The following is a 20637-nucleotide window of genomic DNA, read 5'->3' as shown; positions in this document are numbered from 1 at the left end:
CACCCCGCCGAGGCTTTGGCGCGGGCGAGCGCCTGCCTCTGCGGCGTTCTACGCGCCCGCGGGGCCAGCCCCATCGACGCCGCGGACGTCTCCTACTCCACTAATCCGGTGCGCTCGATCCCCTCGGTGAACCAGCGCTGCGCGATCAGATAGACGATAAGGGGCGGCATAATCACCAGGAAAGCTCCGGCCATGCGCGGCCCTTCGGAGATCGGGTCCTGGCCGACCCCCGCGCTGTAGTCGATCGCCTTGTTGCCGACCAGCTCCATCTGCATCGAGCTGAGCCGAAGCGACAGCGGGGTAAAATCCTTGCTCAGAAACAGCGCGGCTTCGTAACTCATATTCCAGTACCAGACGAACGAGAACAGGAAGACGACCAGGCATGCGGCTCCGGCCAGCGGCATCATGATGCGGAAGAACAGGCGGAAGGCCGAAGCTCCGTCGATCCTCGCCGCTTCCTCCAGCGCCTTCGGCTGCGAGTGGAAAAACTGCCTGAAAATGATGATGAACAGCGCTCCCCGCAAGCCTTGCCCGAACAGCGCCGGCACGAGAAACACGAACGGGGTGTTGATCCACCCGAGCTCGCTGTAGATCATATAAAGCGGAACGATCGTCAGCTGCGGCGGAATCAGAAAGGCGACAAGAATCAGGAAAAACATCAGGTTTTTTCCCGGAAACTTCAGCCTCGCCAGCGCATAACCGGTCAGCGCGCACGTGAACACCTGAAAAATTGAGCCGACGAGCGCGATCGTCATCGTGTCGAGGAAGCCCTCGGGATAGTTGAGGCCGCGCCACGCATCCGCATAATGGCCCAGATGGAGCTCGCGGGGAATGAGGCCGACGACGGGATCGATCATGTCGGCCACGCTCTTGAGACTGGTCGAGATCATGTACAAAATCGGTTTGACGTACAGAAAAGCGATCACGGTCAGCAGCGCGAATAGGACCAGCTTGGCGATCATCCCGTCCTTCACGTTCTGGCCGAGAACCGCTCTCTTCAGCTTCTGCGTCCTCCGGTGCGCGAGCGTCTCCGAGATCTCGAGCCTCACCTGCTTGAACGTCTCTTCCAGCTTCATCGAAGCTCTCCCCTTCCCTTGGTCGCGCGATAAGTCAGCCACAGCGCAAGCCCGAGCAGCATCAGCACGAGAGCAAAATACAGCCATGCCATCGCGCTTGCGTAGCCGTAGCCCGTCGTCGGCGAGAACATGTTGTTGCGGACGATCTCCAGCACCGGGTTAAACGGGAACGTGAACAAATCGACGATCGTGTACACCGCATTCAGTCCGATGAAAGGCAGCATGCCCGGGAACGTAATCTTCCAGAAGCTTTCCCAGGGAGAGGCTCCGTCCACCTTGACCGCCTCGTACACCGTCTTCGGAATCGTCTGGAAGCCGGCGATGAAGATCAGAATCTGCACCCCGGAATACCAGAGAATGATGACGGCCTTGCTTAGAATGCCGAGCAGCATACTGGCCGTGCCCTCGTTGAAGTACTGCCGCAAAATCAAATCCAGATTGTACTGCTCCATGAACGGCAGCTCTCCGGCACCCTGGACGAACAGCTCCATCACGACTTGGCCTGTGGCGAAAATGACCGGAAGAAAGAAAAGCGCGCGCATCCAGCCCCTTCCCGGAAACTTCTCGTTCAGCAGCAGCGACACAAGGAAGGAGAAAATGAGAATAAGCGGAATGATCAGCAGCACTTCCTGAAAATAGGTGAGCAAAATGATCGGATAAGCGTTGTTCTCAATCAGCATTCTTCGAAAATTGTCCAGTCCCACCCACGTATACTTAAAGCCCTCGCTCGTAATGAACACCTGGTTAAAGCTGTTCCACAGCGACCAGCCGATCGGGAACGCCACGAACGCGGCGAACCCGATCATCCAAGGCAGCATAAACAGATAGCCCATCCCGTATTCCTTCCAGCGAAACAGCAGCAGCTGTCTTCGCCGCGACGTTTTCCCGTTCATTCCCGCCTCCCTCCTTCCACGTCGAATTGCTTCGTATGATAATTGACGGTAACCTTGGTGCCGTCCTCGTACGTCGTCGCGTAGACGCCGTCGGCCACCTTCTCGTGGTTCGCGATCCGCTGGTGGAGCACCCCGGCCAGCCGATCGAAGCGGTTGTAGTCCTCGACGACGCGGTCCTTCCAGATCTCGAACTCGGTGCTGTACAAGTTCTGGTAATCGGTGCGCTTAAGCACGCGGCTCTCGGCGTAAGTGAGCGTAAAGGCCGGCACGGCGCCGTATTCAATCGCCTTCAGCAGCTCGTCGTCGTAGACGTCGCGCAGATTGCCCGGCGCCGCCGTATAGACGACCGCGCCGTGGATCGCGATCGGATAGACGGGCACCGTCTCGTCGATGATGAAATCTCCGCTGGAGGCATGCGGCAGCCCTTCGATATAGTCGACATGCTTCAGCGCGTACTGCTCGCCCCGCCGAACGCCGGCGGTCCCGAACGACTCCCGGACGTAATCCAGCAGCGCCTGATAGTAATGAACCGTATCGCTTCTCGTCAGCGGCGCGCTCGACCGATAGTCGCTGAACGTCAGGCTGCCCGGCCCGTCGACGTAATGGATGCCGTCGATCCCGAGCTTTTGCAGCGCATCGACGACCTGCTTCTGCTGACGAACCGCTTTCACCGGGTTGACGATAAATTCGCCGCCGGGGCCCGCGACCACGGCCGAGTCGATGCCCCGAATGCCGTCCGCCTTCTTATAGAAGGTGCTGTGCGCCTCCCCCTTCCAAGCCATATAATCGGCGAACAGCACCGGGATTCCGAGCTCGTGCATACTGCGCACGAACCGCTTGGCCCCTTGCGCTCCCCCCAGCTCGGAGACGATCGGGAACCGTTCGTCCGTGTACGCATGGCCGCTGCTCTGCCACCCCTGGTAGATCACTGTCATATTCGCCGCTCCGGCTTCCCGCAGCTGCCGGACGATCCGCTCCGCCTGCTCGAACGTCGTCGCCGTCTCGAAGCCGCGAGTGCCGAACTTCGGCTTGCTGCCCCCTCCGACGAGAGACAGCATCAGCGGAACGTGATCCGTCTTCGGCAGCGGCGAGCCAAGCTGCCCGCTGCTCTCCAGATAGTCGCGGTAGGCGTGCGCCATGCCGACGTAATCGGCCTCTTCCCCGGACAGAAGCCGATATTCCACCCGGCGATCCTCCCGGGTCCGTTCCTGGCGGATCGACTTGACCGTTTCTTTCGTAATCCCGCTCACCTTGCGCCCGTATTCCTCGCGATAGCCGAAGCTGACGCCGACCGAATGAAACCGGGAGGTGCCGCTTGGCGTCGCCGCTTTGATCCGGGCGGTGTACGGCCCCTCCTTCACAATCGCGGCGAAGGCCCGATCTCCCCGCTTCAAGCCGAAGAGAGGATAAGCGATCTGCTCCCGCCGCGTCGGCGCGTTCTCGTCGAACTGAAGATGGGCGGGATCGTCTCCGTAGATCGGAAATTCGTAGCCGCTCGCAACCGGCGGTCTTAGCCGGTCATAATAGATGAGCCCGCCCGGACCGTCCGGCACGAACAGATAGCCGTCCTCGCCGCCGGTCGGTACCGCTCCGAAATAAGGCAGCAGCTGGAGGGAATACAGCCAGTAATCGCCCGACTCCCGAATGCCGTCCGTCGGAATGACCGCCTCCATGCCGTGCTCGGTCACCCGAAACTGGATGACGAAGCTCAGCCCCTCTTTCTCGAACGTATAGGTCGCCTGCACGCCCTCGCGGCCGATCGGCGCATAGTCGATCTTCGCGCCGCTGGAGAGGGTGTTCAGAATCGTCCTTCTCGTCTGTCCGGCGGCAACCACCTCGGCAACGAAGGGCGACTGCAGATTTTCCAGCAGCGCTCCCTTGACCGTCTCCTGCGCCAGCTGCTCCGGCGAAGGGTTGCTCCGCCATACGTATCCGCTCCGCTTGTCAACGACGGCGAGCCGGCTCGTCTTCGGCTCGAGCAGAATCGAATAGCCCGCATTGTCCGCCGCGAGGGCGAACCCCTCCCGGTCGAACTCCCCCGGCTGCCAGACCGCCCCTTCCGCGACGGGGGCATACTGGCGGAGCGGTTCGCCGATGCCCATCGCCTGCAGCGGGGGAAGCGTATCCCGTCTGCCGTAGACGATGAGCGCCGCCGCAAGGATGCCTGCCGCGGCGAGAACAAGCAGCAGCCGGCGCTTTCCAGAGATCGGTCCGATCGTTCTAAGCACGGAAGGTCACCTCCCGATACACCTGTGTCAAAAAGTCGTAGAAATTGTAGACGAGACCGGAGACGATCATGGCGAACACCCAGATGACCCCGATCGTCAGCAGCGTAATGACCGCATTTCTGACCGCTTCGGTAAAGTCGAAGTTGTGGATGACCTGCGTCATGACGAAAAACAGCACGAGGATCCAGATCCACATCGCCTGGCGAAGCAGATCGATGACGATCCATTCCTCGAGCACGACGAAGTTCGTCAGAATCGTCGCCGGAATCGTGACGACGATATAGGGGACGATCGCGAAGGCGCTCGCCTGCAGCACTTCGCGGAAGCGGCCTTCGCCGCCCTTGACCGTGCTGACCAAATAGTTCGCGATTACCCATGTCGCCCAAGGCACTGCCATGAACGCCAGCGATAACGGAAGATTGTAATCTCCCAGGTCGAAAGGATAAGCGATAAAACCTGCGGCGAACACCGAACCGATATGAACGGCGACAGCCATCGCGAGCAGGAAGAAGACGACCGTGTAGGAGATGTTGCGGTCTTTCAGCCGATAGAAGCCGCTGTAGGGGCGCACCGTCAAATAAAGCGCATCTCTGAGCTCCCCCGCATATCTTCGCAGCAGAGGCGGCCACGAGCGGCTGCGGACGAACGCCGAGAGGCGGCGAACCGCGAACGACAATCCCCAGATGCCTGCCGACAGAGCGACAACGGCAAGCAGAAAATGCTTGTTCAGCCATTCGTACCGGATATACCAGTAAGCGTCGGAATACCCTTGAGGATCGTTCGACTGCTTGAAATACTCGAGCGCCGCCGCGTAATCCCCGTCGTGCAGGGCGATCTTGCCCAAGCCGTTGTAAGCGATATTGAGCATGCCGTTCTGCCGGATCACTTCTTCCCAATAAGGCCGGCTACGCTCGTAATCGCCTTCGAAATACAAGTGCGCCGCCGTCATGTACGTCTCTCCGAAGCTCGTTCTTTTGAACACCTGGATGAGGCCCGACGCATTGTCGGCAACCCACAGCTCGTTGCGGCTGTTGATCTCGACGCTGACGCCGTAGTCGGTAACGCCGAACTGGCGCGCGTTCTTCTGCGTCGAGCCGAAGTAGAAGACGACCTCGCCCGTAGGATCGTAGACCGACAGGCTGATCGGAGAGTTGCGGTTCAGGCCGTACAGAAAGCCGCTGCCGTCAACCGCCGTATCGACGAGATGAGTCTCGGAGAACGCCTTGTTGCGGAAGGCGTCGAAGCCGCCGGCGTTCAGCTTCTTGATCTGTCCGTCGCTGGCCGTCCCCGAGCTGGTCGTCACCAGGAAGCCGTCGCCGGAGAGCGTTACGTTCTGGATCGGATTCGGCTGCTTGGCTATCTCCTGGGCGAGCTGCCTCTCATTCAGAAGCGCCCGCTTCAGCCGGTCCATCCAGCTCAGCTTCGCCTTGTTCGCTCCGAAAAATCCGGTGAACTCCCCTTCGGGGCTCATGCGCAGCAGGCCGAGAAACGTGTCCTTGACGACGATGTACATTACGCCTCGCCGATCGGCTACGATCTTGGTCGGCAGGAAGTGATAGTCCGCCGTCAGCGCCGTCGACTCCGGCTTCTTGAATTCGCGCTTGAAGCTTCCGTCCGGCGCATAGACGACGATCGACTGCCCCCCGGTATTGGCCGCGTAGATCGTGCCGTCTTCCGCGACGAATACGCCCTCCGGCTGGGTCAGCTTGCCCGGTCCCTCCTCCCGGCCGATGCTTCGCACGTATTCGCCGCTCGCGTCCAGCTCCACGATGCGGTCGTTGCCCGTATCGGCGATATACACGCGGTCGTCGTCGGCAATGAAGAGGTCGCTCGGCGAAGAGAGCGATCCGTCCATTCCGTTGCCGTCGACGATTCGGTCCGGCACGTAGATCGGCTGCGTGGCGATCATGCCGGAATTAAGATCGTTGTACCACGTGTCGTACGGAAGCTGGGCCGAGGCCGGCTGCGGGCTCCATGCGCCGAGGAGCAGGAAGACGGCCGTCGCGAATGCCGCCAGCCCGTTCCGGGTTCGTCCGAACATCTGAGATCCCTCCTCTCCGTCTTCGGGTTCATTTCACGCCGGAATGCAGCATCGTCTGGATCATTCTCCGCTGGAAGATCAGGAAGATGACCAGGTTGGGCACGAACATCATCAGCCCGATAGCGGCCGCGATGCTGACCTGAGCCGCCCCCGGAATGTTCTGCGACATCGCTTCCGCATAGTAGGACAGCGTCTTCATCGTTTCCTTAGTCATATAGAGCGAAGATGCCTCCACGTCCATGTACACCAGTTGAAACGTAATGATTCCTGTCGTGGCGACGGCCGGAGAGGTCAGCGGAAGAATGATCCGGAGAAAAATATACCGCTCCGCCGCGCCGTCCAGCTTGGCCGCCTCGATCAGCGAATCGGGAATCTGATCGATGAACTGCTTCATTAGGAACACCGCCACCGGCGAAGCCAGAAAAGGAAGCACGTGGGCCCAGTACGTATCCTTAAGCCCCAGCCCGCTGACGATCAAATAACGCGGAATCGATACCGTCTCCGGCGTAAACATCAGCGCTATCATAATCGCCCCCATGATGGAAGCCTTGAAGTGGAACCGGTGCTTCGACAGGACGTAGCCGGCCATCGTGCTGACGACGATGACGGCGAACGTCGTCGCCAGCGAGATGAAGGCGCTGTTGAACAGGTATCGGCTGAACGGCACGACGCCAGCCGCGCTGTGCAGGAACAGCTGCTCGAAATTGTACGTCGTCGGATTTTGCACGAAAATTCTCGGCGGAAACAGAAACATTTCGTTTAACGGCTTAAAGGCGTTATTGACGAGAAAGACGATCGGCAGCAGCATAAAAATCCCGACCGCCGCCATAACCGCGATCAGCCCGATCCGGGACCAGGAGAACCGTCTGCGTAAAGCCGGCCGCATCTACTCCCCCTCCTTCGTGCCGAACAGCTTGTAGCTCAGCCTCATGAGGCCGTAGCTCATCAGGAGCAGCACGACCGACAGCGCGGAGGCGTAACCCCATTCGTATCTCAGAAACGCGTAATCGTAAATGTGATTGTTGATGACGTGCCCGGCATATTGCGGCGTAATCGCCATGCCCGAGAGCCCGCTCGAGATCGAGCCCGCCTTGATTGCGCCGACGATCGCCATCACCGCGCTGAACAGCATCTGTGGCTTCATGCTCGGAATCGTAATGTAGTACACTTCCTGCAGGCTGTTCTTGACGCCGTCGATTCGGCCCGCTTCGTACAGCTCGGTATTCACCGTCTGCAGCCCGCCGAGCATGGCCAGAAAGCCGACGCCCATATTCGTCCACAGCGTCACGACGATCATGAACGTCATCAGATATTTCGGATCCTGAAGCCACAGCTGCGGAGTATCGATCAGCCCCAGACCCAGCAGGATTTGGTTCAGGTAACCGACGCTATCCCCGCTGAACGCGGCGTTCCACACCATCGTAAGCGCCACCGAAGTTGCCATGATGGACGGGGCGTATACGGCCAGCGAGAAATAGTCGCGGATGCTCCTCGGCAGCTGGTGAATGAGCCACGCGAACGCGAAGGAGAGCGCATAGCCGCCCGGTCCGACAACGATGGCGAACTTTAGCGTATTCGGAATCGTATGCTTCATGAAGACGACGTCCTGCGTGAACATATAGATGAAGTTGCTAACCCCGATAAAGCGGGGAAACTCGAAGCCGTTGAACGAGGTCAGACTGAGCAGCATGGCCAGCGCGACCGGGACGAGAATAAAGCAGGCAAAGCTCAGCAGGAATGGCGCCAGAAACAGGTACGACAGGCGGTCGGCCCAGCATTGTCGCAGGAAACGGACGATGCGAGCCCGATAGCCGGCCGGCGCGGACGACCGGCGGACGGCAGCTTGAGTTCGGCTCACGGTTTTCACGGCGCTCTCCTCTCGTAGGGCTTATCGTATGGCGCGATGGTCAGATGCTCCCCGGGAGCTATGCCGAGCTCCTCCTGCTTGCGCGCCATCTCGCGCGCCAGCGACCGATCCGACTTCTCGAGCGCTTCCCTTGCGGGCATCTCTCCGAGAACCGTAAGGTTCCAGGCGAACTCGATCTCTCTCGCCAAATAATAGTAGCCCGGCACATACGGCATGTTCTTGACCCATCTGTCCTGCTCGTTTAACGCCGCCAGATCCTCCTCCGGCCACGGAATCGTCTGCATCGCCTCCAGGTTGGCCGTATTCCAGCGATAAGCGATGCCGGCGAACGACTCGATATCGCTGCTGAACCGGCTTTGGACGTCGGCCGATGTCCACCACTCGACGAACCTCCACGCCTCGTCCTTCCGCTCGCTCTTGTTCAGCACCAAGAGCGACGAAGGCTCCTGAAGCCGCACCAACGATTCGTTATGCGACCATCGGGCGACCGTTCCGTCCGGCTGCCGGATCCCGGGCAGCGGAACCATTTTCCACTTGCCTTCGATCTCGGGCGCCCCGACGACCAATTGAATGTACATATCGAAGTCGGCGACGCCGATCGGGATGCTGCCGTTGCGGAAATGGTGGATAAAAACCGGAATGTCCTTCGGCAGATTGAATTTGCGGTACCAGTCGGTCCAGCTCTTAAAGGCGGCGACGCCCGCTTCCGACGTCAGATCGGGCTGCAGCCCGTCCGGCTTGTAAAATTCGCCGCCCTGCTGATAGAACGGGATATGAAAGTTTTTCTTCGGCAGGTTGAACGTCAGCCCGTTCTCTTGAAGCGTAGGGAGAATCCGCGCAACGTCGTCCCACGTATCGGGCGGGGCCAGCCCCAAATCCTCGAAAATGTCGGTGCGATAAAACATCATATAGTAGTTTTGCGTTTCGGGCAGGCCGTAGACGCCCCCTTTATAGCGATAGGAGCGCATCAGTCCGGGATTGAACCTTCCGAGCACCTCTTCGAATCCGGGATAACCGCTCAGCTCCTCGGCCGCTCCCCGCATCGCGAAGTCGACCGGGGTTTCCAGCGGAACCCCCAGCGCCACGTCGGGCTGATCTCCGGCCACGTTGCCGAGCAGCAGCACGTTCGTATTCGGCATCAGATTCACGTTCACCCGGATGCCCGTACGCGGAGTGAAATCCTGCTGAATCATCAGCTCCAGCAGATCGACGTAGTCTTTGCCCCGCTGCACCCATACGGTCAGCGCGTCTTCGCCGCCCGCGCCGGTGGCGTCGTAGCGATGGAAGAACGACCGGAAGAAGTCGGCCGCGGAATAGCGCGCCTTGCTCCAGGAGTCCGGCACCTTCAGACCAGGATCGGCGTCGGGAGTGCGAACGACCAGATAGTCCAGCTCCATCGCCTGCGACTCGATCGTCTGAATCCAGGTGTTCAGGCTGATGCGCACCGTCTCGAAGACCGTGACCCGATTGGGGATGTCGTTAAAGCGGTCCAGCAGCCGTTCCAGACGATCGGCGTTCACGCGAAGCGCCGTTGCCGAATCGGTATCCGCCTGGTGAAGCCCGTTCAAGTAGTCGCAAGCATCCTGAAGCCGATCGACGATCCGTCTGAGCTCCGCTTCCAGCTCCGGCTCGAATTTGCGCAGATCCCAAGTGCGGGCCGTATCGAGGTTCTGGTCTGCGCCGTATCCGTAGTTGCCGGTAATCGCGCGAATGTCGCGTTCGATTTCGAGCAGCCGGTTGCCGATATCGAGCAGCGACTCGGTGACCGGCCGAACGGCCGAGGTGTCGACGACCATCTCGATCAGATGCTTGCCCTCCGTCAAATAAAATAAGTAGGGCTGGCCTTGAGCGTCGGAGAGGGAGGAAATCTCCATCGACCTGTTGGGCGAGAACCGGTAGCTCTGCATTTCCCGGAACGGCACGCTCCCGTCGATCCGCACCGTCCGGAACACGCTCGATCTGCCGTTAAAGCCCTGATAGGACTTCACGTCGATCGCATAGAAGCCCGATCTCGGCACGGCAACCTCCCATCCGATCCGCTCCCCGGGCTTGGTCCAGCTCGTCCCTCCGATCGCGTTATAGACGATTTTTCCTTGCGGATCGGGGGAGATATACGGCTCGGACTTGCTCTGCAATTGAATGCTGACGGACGACTTGAACGCATAGCGCTCCGCTTCGACGATGCGGTGCCACGGCTCCCCGCCGCTCTCGTCGGCCGCTTGCGCCCGGATGTAATCCGCATAAGCCGGCGCCTCCCGCGGAGCGACGAGCTTGATCGAATGAAGAGACATCGCCCCCTGACCGCCGACAAGCCGAAGGGCGTGTTCGCCCGCAGTCAGCGCCCAGCGAAGCGGTTCGGAGCTGAGCGCGTCGTTCGCCGCCCGCTCGGCGCGCCACTCCGTCCGTTCTTCCTGTACCGGCCGTATCTCGTTGCCGATGGCGTTGCGCTCGTACGGGTAGACGCTATCCTTCCACAGCCGGCTGAAGCCGATCCGCTCCGCCTCCGCGAACGGGAAAGCTCCGTCGATCTGAACGCCTCGCACGACAGGCGAGAAGCCGCCCTTCAGCGGCGCGTAGTCGAGCTCCAGCTCGTAGATCCCATCGCGGGGCACCTCGATCCGCCACTCGACCCACCCGCCCGAACGGCTCCAGTCGAGAACGTCCGCGCCTCTGGCCCGGTCGCTGCGGCGTTCGACCAGCGCCTCCGGCGACGCTTCGGCGTAATCGACCGCCAGAACGGTCGCTTCGACGCCCTCGGCCGGCCGCAGCGCCGCATACTCCTCGCTCCGGATCCACTGAAGATAAGGGAGCGGCGCCTCGTCAGGGAGGGCGATGCCCGCCAGCACCTTCTCCGCGCCGAAGACGGGATAAGCCGCTCGCTCGCCGGAGCCGGGCCGCCACAGCAGCGTCAGCGCGGCGACGAACAGGACGAGGCCTCCGATTCCGGCCACGATCCGTACGCTCTTCCGCTTCACAAGCCTCCCCCTCCCCGCGACGCAAGGGAGAAGCCGCTGTCGCGATCGAAGAAATGAGCTTTATCCATCCGGACGACGAGCACCGTCGAATCGCCCGCCGCGATCGGTGTATGCGCTTCCGCGCGCGACGTCAGGCTCTCCTCGCCCGTTCGCGCATACAGGTACGTATTCGAGCCGAGCGGTTCTCTCATATAAACGGTGGCGGCGACGCTCCAGTCCGGATACGCATGGACCGCTTCGGCGTCGCAGAGCACGTGCTCCGGGCGAACGCCGAGCACGACGGAGCGCAGATTCGCGCTCTCGGAACGAATGACAGGATGGAAAGATTCCGGAATGATCAGCTCCAGCCGTTTGCTGCGGAAATAATAATCGCCGCCCGTCGCCACAATCGAGCCCGGAATGAAGTTCATCTGCGGCGTTCCGATAAACCCGGCGACGAACAGATTGTCCGGCTCGTCGTACAACTGCTGGGGAGGCGCCACCTGCTGGATCCGGCCGTCCTTCATGACGACGATTCTCGTTCCCATCGTCATCGCTTCCGTCTGATCGTGGGTGACGTAGACCATCGTCGTGCCCAGCTCCTTGTGAAGCTTGCTGATCTCCATCCGGGTCTGCGTGCGCAGCTTGGCGTCGAGGTTGGACAGCGGCTCATCCATCAGGAACACTTGCGGCTCGCGAACGAGCGCGCGGCCCAGCGCGACGCGCTGCTTCTGTCCGCCGGACAGCTGGTTCGGCTTCTTCGTCAGAAAATGGGAAATCTCCAGCATCTTGGCCGTCCGGTTGACGCGAAGCTCGATCTCGCTCTTGGCCACCTTATGCAGCTGCAGGCCAAGGGCCATGTTCTCGAAGACGGTCAGATTCGGATAGAGGGCGTAGTTCTGGAATACCATGGCGATATCGCGGTTTTTCGGGGATACGAAGTTCATCAGCTTCCCGTTGATGTAAATATCGCCTTCGGATACCTCCTCCAGCCCTGCCAGCATGCGCAGCGTCGTCGACTTCCCGCAGCCGGAGGGGCCGACCATCACCAGGAACTCTCCGTCCGCGACGTCCAGATGAAAGTCTCGGACCGCCGGATCGGGCTCGCCTTTGTAATATTTGTACACGTGGTTAAACGCAACGTTCCCCATCGGTTTTTACCCCCGCGACTCCGTCATTTTTGAAATGATTTCAAGCATGTGAAATAATGATAGCAAATAAAACCGATATCGTAAACGGATATCTCGCTTTTTATATTTTGTATGTGAATTTTATTCCTTGACATGAAAATGTTCCGTGATACAATCTAAGCATGATAACCCTTTCATCGCGGACGCATTCGAATCGGGTCCGCCGGGAGGGTGTTGGACGGTCATCATTATCTTATTCAGGGAGTGTCTGTTCATGAAAATGGGGAATAGAATCGCGTATCGTTATCGGTTGGCCGGCTTCGTCGCGCTGTTCGCCTTGCTTCCTCTGCTCGCTTCTTGCCTGGGAGGCTCGGGAGACGCCGTCTCCCCCACCGCGTCGAGTCCGCCCGCGTCGAGCGGCTCGGCCGCTCCCGGAGAAACGCCGAACGCCGATCGGGAGCCGGTCACCCTGACGGTGCTGACCTGGTTTGTCGGCCCCAACCAGGCGCTGTTCGACAAGTTCCATGAGATGTATCCCTGGATTACGATTGAAGCCAATACGAATATCGACAGAGCCGTCGTCAACAATGTCATCGCCGGAGAGAAGGCCGACCTCGTCTTCCTGGACGCCGGACTTTCCCAGTGGCTGTCCGGAGACTTGCTGGAGGAGCTGACCCCCTATATCGAGAAGGATTCTCGCATTCAGGATGCGGCCATGGCCGAAGGATTTATCGAAGCGTTCCAGACCGGAGGCAAGCAATGGGTCGTTCCGTATTCCGATATCCCGATGTGGATCGTCGTGAATAAGGAGATGCTCCATAAATACGGCATGGAAATGCCCGGACTCGACTGGACGTATGACGACTTGCTTGAGATGGCGAAGCAGGCGACCGATTCCGCGGCCAACGACTGGGGCATCAGCGGCATGGTCGACGAGTTTACGAGCATCCTGGCCATGGCCAACGGCAGCGCGGCCAATTACCGCTACATGAACGAGGACAACAGCATGAGCCTGGCGAATACGCCCGCCGTCCTGGAAGATCTGAAATGGTCGCAGGAGCTTACGACAAAATGGCACGTTCGGCCCAGCGAGCTGGAAAAGGAACGGCTCGGCATGCAGGGCGATCCCGTCGAAGTGTTCCTGCAGGGCAACTCGCTGTTTACGCTTGGGGCCGACTGGTACTTGGAGACGCTCAAGAAAGCCGACTTTGAATGGGATGTGCTGCCGATGCCGGTCGGCAAAGCCCAACAGGCGACCGTCCATCAGGCCGGGGCGATCGGCATTCCGAAATCGTCTTCGCACAAGGAAGAGGCTTTCCTGTATATCAGCTTCCTCTTTAGCAAAGAAGCGCAAAAAACGATGATCGAAAACGGAAGCGGAGCCTGGGTGCAAGATCAGGAGCTGTACGACTATTATGCGGAAGTGCCGGTATGGCAAGGCAAAAACGTGGACGCGATCCGCATGAACAGCGAGATGTGCTGCTTCTCGCGCGATCCGAGCATCGCCGATCTGGTCACGCTCGTAGACACCGTTAACGGACCGCTCGCCGGCATGATTACGCGGGGCGGCGATTTCAGCAGCCGGATTCCCGCAGTGGAGGCCTACAATTTGAAGGCGGCAGAGACTAGAAAAGCGCTGGGCTGGTAAAGCGGCGAGGGAGGAACAGGTCTGTTGAATACAAATCTGAATTATGGTATGGATGAAGTCCCTTTCTCTCCCGCTACTCCGACGGATTCGCTCCTGTTCGTGTCCGGACAGGGAGCGACCGACCCGTTGACCGGAGAGGTGACCGCAGACGATCTGGAAGGCCAGACGATAGCGACCCTTAAGAACGTCTCGCGAATTTTGGCGCAGTCCGGGCTGACGCTGCAGGACGTCGTGAAAGTGAACATATACTTGAAGCATCGTTCGGACTACGAAGCCTTTAACCGCATCTACGGCCGCCTCTTCCCTCGGCCCTATCCCGCTCGCACGCTCGTCTATTGCGACCTCAATTTCGATCTGCTGGTAGAGATCGATGTCGTGGCCCGACTGCGCAAGGGCGCTGACTGACAGCGGCGAGCCGACGGCGCGAACGTCCCTGTTCCGACGAATCACTCGCCGGTTGTTAGGGTGCGGGACGACAGCGATCACAAGGGCGGACGCGAGGACCGGACGCTTCTTTCTCCGCGCTCCATCTCGCCGTAAGCCTGAACGAGCCATGCGGCCACGCTTCGAACGATCGCATCCAGATACCGCTCTCCCCGTTCCTTCGTCGCCCGGTGCGGCGCGTCGGTGTAGCCGTCCTTGCCGGTCAGCTCCCCATGCCGCCCGATGAACGCTCCCGGCGGGCCGGAGCCGATCCAGGCCCGCTCTTCATGCTCGCCAGCCGCAGGCTCGAAGGCGACCAGATCTTCCCGCAGCGCCAATACCGCCGACGTCTCGAAGCCTCCCGCATGCCCCGGAACCCGGCCGACTTCGCCTGCGTTTTCCTTGATCAGCTCCTCACCGGCAACGCTCCAATAAGACGCCGAGGCCGTCCAGACCGGATGCTTCACCGCCAGGTCGTTCGCCGTCTGGCGCATCATCGGCTCGTTGCCGCCGTGCCCGTTCAGAAACGCGATTCGGCGAAAGCCGCTCGCCACGAGGCTTTCTCCGATATCGCGCAGCACGTGCAAATAGGTGGTCGAAGAGAACGAAAGCGTGCCCCCGAACCTCAAGTGGTGATCCGAGCAGCCGATCGGCAGCAGCGGACAGAGCACGACCGGAATCGTCCGCGAAGCGCGCTCGACGGCGCGGATCGCCACCGCCTCCGTGATCAGGCTGTCCGTATAGACCGGCAAATGCGGACCGTGCTGCTCCGTCGCCGCCAGCGGAACGACGGCCAGACCGCCGGCTTCGGCCTTCCGCTTAAGCTGCTCCCGCGTATGCTCATGAAACAAGTACGAGTCCATCGTCCGACGCCCCCTTCATGGCAGCCTCTACATTCCCCGGCAGCGGCCGGGATAGCCCGGTGCTCGGGCTGGCGTTACTGACCGCGTATACGCTGCCTGCCCGGTCGCAGGCCGGTCCTTCACCCCCCGGGGTGAAGCTTCCGGGCGGCGTTAAGGCGACGCTGGCAGAATTCATCCCGCTCATTCCCCTCTCGGATCGTTTAGTGGAAGCCTCCGTCAACCGTGTAGCTGGCTCCCGTCACGTAGGAGGAAGCGTCGGAGAGCAGGAAGGCGGCGACCTCGTTGATCTCCTCCGCGCTTCCGCTGCGTCCCAGCCAGGCGCTCTTCCGGATCGCGGTCCTTTGTCCCTCGGACTGGCGCGCGATCGCCTCCTGCGTATCGAAGTCTCCCGGCACGAGCGCATTGGCCCGAATGCCGTATTCCGCGTAGTCGGCGGCGATGACCCGCGTCATCTGATCGACGCCGGCCTTGGCCGCCCCGTAGGCGAGACAGCCTTTGGACACGATTCGTCCCAATATTGACGACGTATTCACGATCGAGCCCCCTCCGGAACGAATCAGCAGCGGGATCGCGTACTTGTTCAGCAGGAACGTGCTCGTAAGCGTGCCTCGAATTGCGCGATCCCACTCCTCCAGCGTCATCTCGACAGCCGGCTTCCAGCCGCTCGCGTAGACGTTGTGATAAGTTCCGTCCAACCGGCCGAAGCGCCGTTCCACATCGGCGATGACCGCCTTCACCTCGTTCTCCTCGCACAGGTCGGCCTGCCTGAATTGCAGGCGGTCCTCTCCGTACCGTTTCCGTATCTCCGCGATTTCGGGATACTGTTCCGGGGAGGCGAGATCGCAGCCGTAAACCGCCGCCCCCCGCTCCAGAAACATGCCGACGGCGGAGCGGCCGAGCGTGCCCAAGCAGCCCGTAATCAAGATGACTTTGCCCTGAAGCCGATTCATGACCATCCTCCTTCCGTATGAAGCCGAGAGTCGGGCGGATAACAGCGAATTTCGTAGATGGCCGCGGAAGGATCCCCGTTCGTCGCCAGAACGACAACTCGCAGCCGGTCGGCGACGACCGGCTCGGGCAGCGTCACGACCAGCTTGCGCTGATAGTTGTCCTTCAGCTCCGCGACCCGGACCCAGCCGCCCCCGGTCGCGGCCTCGATCGTCAAGTCCTTCGGACACTGAGGATCCCTGTACAGTGCCGGGTACTGCATGTACCCGCGCAGCAGATGGCCGGGCAAGACCAACTCAACCGAGCCGAGCTCGACCGGCTCCGCCCAGGCGAGCTCCAGCCATTGAGGCAGCGCCAGGGACGGATCGGAGCGCCACAGATTCGTATAGGCGTACGGCCGCGTCACCCCGCTGAGGACATTGCCCGCTTCGTAGCACGCTTGGGGCGGCTCCACCTTCAGGCTCATCATGACGCCCTGGCCGAGCTTGCGCATCTTTCCTTCGCCAATCTCATAGGCGCTCACATGCCCGGGCTCCAGAGACGCCGCCGCATGCCAGCCGAGCTTCGGATTCGCCAGCAGATCCAGCCTCACATAGCGGCCCTGCTGCTTCCGAACGTCCAATCGCAGCGGCCACTCGACCCATCGCTCCCTTCCGGGCGGGACGGACAGAACGGCCGAAGCGAGCGGTTCGCCGGGCACGATCCGGTAATCCCACAGGTGGTCTACGGCGTAAAGCCGGACCTCGACCGGCTGCGCCTCGCCGGAATCGTTGCTCGCACAGACGGCGATCGAATCGATGCGGTCGGCTCCGACGGCGATCCATTGTCCGCGCGCGGCGTCAAGCGCGTCCGCCGGCCCGGGCGCCGGCCCGGCGGGGGCAAGCCGCGCTTCGCTGCTCGCCGTCGCCGTCGCCCTCCGGGCCAGGTCGCGCTCGTCCTCGTTCTTCGCGTTCAGAAGAAAGCAGCCGTCGCGGAGCAGCGCTTGCTGCAGCTTGCCGATGCATCTCTCCGGCACTTCGCGGACGCGAATGCCTTCCCGGATCGCCATCGCCGCAGCCGTGCCGGCGGCCTGGCCCATCAAGGCGGTCGTTCCCATCACCCTTACCGTGCCCAGCGCGGCATGGGTCACGCTGACGTTGCGCCCCGCCATCATCAGATTGTTCATCCCTTTGGCGATCATGATGCGGAGCGGAATGCCGAACGGCCCGACATAGCTCTTGGCCATATACGCCTGCCGCTGCGGCCCCTCCGCCGCCGATTTCTCGCTCACCTCGGCCAGCAGCCCGCCCGGCTCGTGCAGATCGACGAACCAACCGCCGAAGGCGACCTCGTCCGGGAAAACCGTCCGCTGCAGCGGGTCGTGCTCCGTCATCCAATATTCGCCCACGATCCGGCGGCTTTCCCGCTTGCCCGGCACCTGGCCGATCCAGTCCAGCGCATAATTCCGGGCTTCCTCCCGGACGACGGGATCGCGGTTTTTAATATAGTCCCATATGCCGAGCGCGTGCCGGGTCAGCTCGTGACGCAGCGTTTCGTTGTCGTGGATCGTATGCCACGGCACGGACAGCTCCAGCCACCAGAAGCCGCTGTACGGATTCACGCCGCGTCCCCGCTTCCAGAAGAAGTCGGGATTGTCGTAACGAACCGCCCAATCCGGAGCTTTGAACGGGACGGGGTGACCGACGTTCTTCGCCTTGATGTGGATCGAGCTGCCCATGACGGCATCGCTCGCCTGCTCGGGCGCGTGCGGCTCGCCGAATTCCTCCCGGCTTTCCGTCCCGTACCGCCACGGACAGCCGGCCAGCGCGGCGACGACGCCGTCCCCGGTGCAATCGATGTACGTCTCCGCCTGCAGGCGAAGCTCCGTCTCCGCGTGGCCGACGCGGGCCACGACCTCCTTCACCGTTCTCTCGTCGCTCATGACGACGTCTGTCACGGCGGAATTCAGCCTGAAAACCAGACCCGGCGTCGATACGGCCATATGGTAGAGAGCCATATCCCAGACGCTGTTGATATAGCCGTTGTCGAAAACCGGACTTTCGTGATTGACCGCCCGCTCCTCGATCAGCAGCTCGGAGATGATCCCCGTCTCGCGGGCGTAAGCGTGAAAGGTGGCCGCCCCCTGCGGGGGCACGCGAATTTCCGATGAGCTGTTGCCTCCGAATACGGGCCGGTCCTGCACAAGGCAGACCTGCGCCCCGTGCCTCGCGGCCGCCACGGCCGCGCAGAACCCGGCCAGCCCGCCGCCGCAGACGACGATATCGTACCGCTCCTCTACGACCCGCAAACCGCTTGTCGTTTGCTGCAATGCCCTTCCCCCTTCTTAAGGAAAAGAAACGCCCCGGTACCGAATGACGCAGCCGTACAGCTCCGCCGATCCGACGTACAGAGAGCCGTCCCCGGACGACCAGGCGAGGCGGGAAATATGATGAATGCTGCCGAACTCGGAAGGCAGAGCGCTCAGCTCCGGATTATCCTTGATCATGCGAGGTCTGCCCAAATCTGCGAAGCCGTGGCGGGGAGAATAATGAAACACGTGCCCCGCCTCCCGCTCCCCGCCGTAGACGCCGACGACTTCTTCGTCGCCGATTCTCAGAAAGTCGCGGAGCTGACCGCTCGAATACAGTCTGCCGTACACCGTTCTGCGACGCAGATCGGGAGACAGCGTAAACAGCATGCCGTCCATCGTTCCGGCGACGACGGTGCCGTCCGCCAGCACGGCCCCGCCCGTGAGCCAGGCCTGAAACATCCGCCCCCGGATCGACGCCGACTTCGCGTCCAGCGGCTCGGCGCGCTCGCCGCGAAGCGAATAGACGAGCAGCTCGTCAGCGCGGCCGCTCAGAAGCAGACGGTCTTCATCCAGCGGCAGGAGGTGCCCGTCGCGAGGCTCGACCCGCAGCCCCCTCAGCCGACGAAAGCGTCCGTCTTCTCCGACGTAGACGTTCCCGTCGCCGTCGCTTCCCAGCAGCCTGCCGTCCGACGTCGCGGCCAGAAGTCTGGTCAGCGCGCCCTGCCGTTCCGCGAACGCTTCCTCCGCGCCGCCTCCGATCGGGTCGAGCAGCAGAACCCGCCCGTTCGTCGTCAGGACAGCCGCCTTGTCCGCTCCGATCGGCAGGACGCTGACCGGGCCGCCCGCCTCATAAACGTTCTCGATTCGCCGCGGCGTCTCCTCCTCGAACTCGGACTCGGTCACCCATACGCTGCGGCGGCCGCCAACCGTATACAGCCTGCCCCCGGCGACGCACAGATGGCCGACCGCCGTATCGTTCCAGTCCATCGACTGATGGAGGGGGAGCGTGCGGGTCTCCTTGGCCCGGATATGCATGAAGGCGGCGCTGCCGACGCCGTTGTAGTCCGGCTCGACGTACGGCCGGAGCGCCGCGCGGGGAGCGTCGGCCCCCGGAGGCTCCAGCTTGCCGGCGTCCACGGTCAGGATGAAGGGAGAAAACTCGCCGCACACGTCCACCATATGAAGCTGCCCGCGCTCGTCGAAGATCATCTCGCTAATATATTGAGAATCCCGACCGCCCCATGTGATCAGCCCGAGATTGTGCGGACGTCCGCCGCCGAGCAGATCCCAGCGCACGAGACGAATCGGATAGTATTCGTCGTAGGTTTTCAGACCGTAGTACAGGACGAAGCGGTCGTCCGCAGCGAGACCGCCGATGCCGTAGCCGTTCACGGACGGCACGTCTTCGGGCAGTATCGAGCCGTGGCGCGTCGCCTCCAGCGTGTCCGGGTCCAGCTCGATCATCTCTCCGTCCATGTTGCCGACGAGCAGCAGAGTGTCGCGCGGCGTATGCAGCGAAAAAATAAATTGCCGGCGATGCTTCGTTCCGCTCGGGGGCAGAAAACGCAGCTTCAAATCCTCGATCTCGTCCTTCCCGGGATCGTACCTCCAGAAGCCCCCGGAGTAAGAGCTGCCGTACAGCCGTCCCTTGGCGTCCTTCGCCAGCCGACACGAAGAGAACTCCGACACTTTGCCGTAATCCTTCACCTCGTTCGTCTCGAGATCCAAACGATAGAAGTGACCCCTCATATATCCTAGAAAATAATAGAACCGGGGATCGCTGCCGAGCATGCCGCCGTAGATGCTTTCCCGGGGAACGGGAATGCCCTTGATCTCCGCTTGGTTCGTGTTCGGATCGACGATCATCAGAATGGAGCCGGGGTAGCCCTCCCAAGGATGCTCGTAGTGCTGCTCGAACATCCACTGCCGGTGACCCGGAGCCGGCGCCGTATTGTGCGTCGCCAGAATGAGCCTTCCGTCCGGCAGAAAGTCGATGCTCGTATGTATTTTGCTGGGGGGCATCTGACAGGAATCGACGATCCAGATTTTCGCCACGTCGAGGATTAGGCGCAGCTCACCGGTCGCCGGCAAATACTCGTACAGAAGCGCCGTCAACGGCTTCTCGTTCTCCCCGCATACGCTTAAGTAGAAGCGGCCGTCGGGAGCTCGAACGAAGTCCCATACCGCGTTGTGGCCCTTTTCGTTAGGCAGCGGAGTAAAGCGCGCCAGATGCTCCGGTATGCCGGCATGCAAATTCGTTGACACGGCCAGTTCCC

General features: G+C 61.3%; 15 protein-coding genes. 2 read left to right on the top strand and 13 right to left on the bottom strand.

Annotated elements, in window-relative coordinates; genetic code table 11:
• Positions 1 to 92: 92 nt before the first annotated feature.
• From ACFO3S_RS17555 to ACFO3S_RS17520, 8 genes are read right to left on the bottom strand one after another with little or no spacing between them, the layout of a single operon-like run.
• Entirely contained in the window at positions 93 to 1076 is a 984-nt protein-coding gene (locus ACFO3S_RS17555) for a carbohydrate ABC transporter permease (RefSeq protein WP_378098818.1), read from the bottom strand.
• Positions 1073 to 1969 (bottom strand): carbohydrate ABC transporter permease, encoded by an 897-nt coding sequence (locus ACFO3S_RS17550; RefSeq protein ID WP_378098817.1) that lies wholly within the window; start codon positions 1967 to 1969, stop codon positions 1073 to 1075. Before ACFO3S_RS17550 ends, ACFO3S_RS17555 begins: the two co-directional genes overlap by 4 nt.
• Positions 1966 to 4197: a DUF5696 domain-containing protein gene (locus ACFO3S_RS17545; protein ID WP_378098815.1), complete on the bottom strand. Its 2232-nt coding sequence runs from the start codon at positions 4195 to 4197 to the stop codon at positions 1966 to 1968. The genes ACFO3S_RS17550 and ACFO3S_RS17545 overlap by 4 nt, the downstream gene beginning before the upstream one ends.
• Positions 4190 to 6238 (bottom strand): YIP1 family protein, encoded by a 2049-nt coding sequence (locus ACFO3S_RS17540; RefSeq protein WP_378098813.1) that lies wholly within the window; start codon positions 6236 to 6238, stop codon positions 4190 to 4192. The genes ACFO3S_RS17545 and ACFO3S_RS17540 overlap by 8 nt, the downstream gene beginning before the upstream one ends.
• A gap of 28 nt (positions 6239 to 6266) precedes the next feature.
• Positions 6267 to 7124, bottom strand: coding sequence for a carbohydrate ABC transporter permease (locus tag ACFO3S_RS17535; protein WP_378098811.1), 858 nt, complete (start codon positions 7122 to 7124; stop codon positions 6267 to 6269).
• A complete protein-coding gene (locus ACFO3S_RS17530; protein ID WP_378098809.1) occupies positions 7125 to 8105 on the bottom strand; it encodes a carbohydrate ABC transporter permease in 981 nt (326 codons plus the stop codon). It lies immediately after the preceding gene.
• Entirely contained in the window at positions 8102 to 11080 is a 2979-nt protein-coding gene (locus ACFO3S_RS17525) for an extracellular solute-binding protein (RefSeq protein ID WP_378098807.1), read from the bottom strand. Before ACFO3S_RS17525 ends, ACFO3S_RS17530 begins: the two co-directional genes overlap by 4 nt.
• Positions 11077 to 12210 carry an ABC transporter ATP-binding protein gene (locus ACFO3S_RS17520; RefSeq protein WP_378098805.1) on the bottom strand — a complete coding sequence of 378 codons (1134 nt, stop codon included), beginning with the start codon at positions 12208 to 12210 and terminating at the stop codon, positions 11077 to 11079. The genes ACFO3S_RS17525 and ACFO3S_RS17520 overlap by 4 nt, the downstream gene beginning before the upstream one ends.
• 253 nt (positions 12211 to 12463) lie before the next feature.
• Here ACFO3S_RS17520 and ACFO3S_RS17515 point away from each other — a divergent pair, with 253 nt between their 5' ends.
• Both ACFO3S_RS17515 and ACFO3S_RS17510 read left to right on the top strand, forming a co-directional pair.
• Positions 12464 to 13837 carry an extracellular solute-binding protein gene (locus ACFO3S_RS17515; RefSeq protein ID WP_378098803.1) on the top strand — a complete coding sequence of 458 codons (1374 nt, stop codon included), beginning with the start codon at positions 12464 to 12466 and terminating at the stop codon, positions 13835 to 13837.
• Positions 13838 to 13861: 24 nt separating this feature from the next.
• A complete protein-coding gene (locus ACFO3S_RS17510; RefSeq protein ID WP_378098802.1) occupies positions 13862 to 14242 on the top strand; it encodes a RidA family protein in 381 nt (126 codons plus the stop codon).
• A 77-nt stretch (positions 14243 to 14319) separates the two neighbouring features.
• Here the strand turns inward: ACFO3S_RS17510 and ACFO3S_RS17505 are convergent, their stop codons facing one another.
• Genes ACFO3S_RS17505 through ACFO3S_RS17485 form a run of 5 tightly spaced genes read right to left on the bottom strand, consistent with a single transcriptional unit; the run spans position 14320 to position 20626 of the window.
• Entirely contained in the window at positions 14320 to 15123 is an 804-nt protein-coding gene (locus tag ACFO3S_RS17505) for a creatininase family protein (RefSeq protein WP_378098800.1), read from the bottom strand.
• On the bottom strand, positions 15101 to 15298 hold the full coding sequence (locus ACFO3S_RS17500; protein WP_378098798.1) for a hypothetical protein: 198 nt from the start codon (positions 15296 to 15298) through the stop codon (positions 15101 to 15103). The genes ACFO3S_RS17505 and ACFO3S_RS17500 overlap by 23 nt, the downstream gene beginning before the upstream one ends.
• A gap of 25 nt (positions 15299 to 15323) precedes the next feature.
• Positions 15324 to 16073 (bottom strand): SDR family NAD(P)-dependent oxidoreductase, encoded by a 750-nt coding sequence (locus ACFO3S_RS17495; RefSeq protein ID WP_378098797.1) that lies wholly within the window; start codon positions 16071 to 16073, stop codon positions 15324 to 15326.
• Positions 16070 to 18379 carry an FAD-dependent oxidoreductase gene (locus tag ACFO3S_RS17490; protein WP_378098795.1) on the bottom strand — a complete coding sequence of 770 codons (2310 nt, stop codon included), beginning with the start codon at positions 18377 to 18379 and terminating at the stop codon, positions 16070 to 16072. Before ACFO3S_RS17490 ends, ACFO3S_RS17495 begins: the two co-directional genes overlap by 4 nt.
• Before the next feature lie 15 nt (positions 18380 to 18394).
• Positions 18395 to 20626, bottom strand: a complete 2232-nt coding sequence (locus tag ACFO3S_RS17485; RefSeq protein ID WP_378098793.1) for a hypothetical protein — start codon at positions 20624 to 20626, stop codon at positions 18395 to 18397.
• Positions 20627 to 20637: the final 11 nt, after the last annotated feature.

The organism is Cohnella hongkongensis, assembly GCF_042654645.1.
Taxonomy (GTDB): domain Bacteria; phylum Bacillota; class Bacilli; order Paenibacillales; family Paenibacillaceae; genus Cohnella; species Cohnella hongkongensis.
This window is presented reverse-complemented; position numbering and strand designations above follow the sequence as displayed.

Bases quoted from the DNA above. Each gene is read 5' to 3' on its own strand.
- ACFO3S_RS17555 (WP_378098818.1), bottom strand. From the start codon at position 1,076: ATGAAGCTGGAAGAGACGTTCAAGCAGGTGAGGCTCGAGATCTCGGAG.
- ACFO3S_RS17550 (WP_378098817.1), bottom strand. From the start codon at position 1,969: ATGAACGGGAAAACGTCGCGGCGAAGACAGCTGCTGCTGTTTCGCTGG.
- ACFO3S_RS17540 (WP_378098813.1), bottom strand. From the start codon at position 6,238: ATGTTCGGACGAACCCGGAACGGGCTGGCGGCATTCGCGACGGCCGTC.
- ACFO3S_RS17535 (WP_378098811.1), bottom strand. From the start codon at position 7,124: ATGCGGCCGGCTTTACGCAGACGGTTCTCCTGGTCCCGGATCGGGCTG.
- ACFO3S_RS17520 (WP_378098805.1), bottom strand. From the start codon at position 12,210: ATGGGGAACGTTGCGTTTAACCACGTGTACAAATATTACAAAGGCGAG.
- ACFO3S_RS17515 (WP_378098803.1), top strand. From the start codon at position 12,464: ATGAAAATGGGGAATAGAATCGCGTATCGTTATCGGTTGGCCGGCTTC.
- ACFO3S_RS17505 (WP_378098800.1), bottom strand. From the start codon at position 15,123: ATGGACTCGTACTTGTTTCATGAGCATACGCGGGAGCAGCTTAAGCGG.
- ACFO3S_RS17500 (WP_378098798.1), bottom strand. From the start codon at position 15,298: ATGAATTCTGCCAGCGTCGCCTTAACGCCGCCCGGAAGCTTCACCCCG.
- ACFO3S_RS17495 (WP_378098797.1), bottom strand. From the start codon at position 16,073: ATGAATCGGCTTCAGGGCAAAGTCATCTTGATTACGGGCTGCTTGGGC.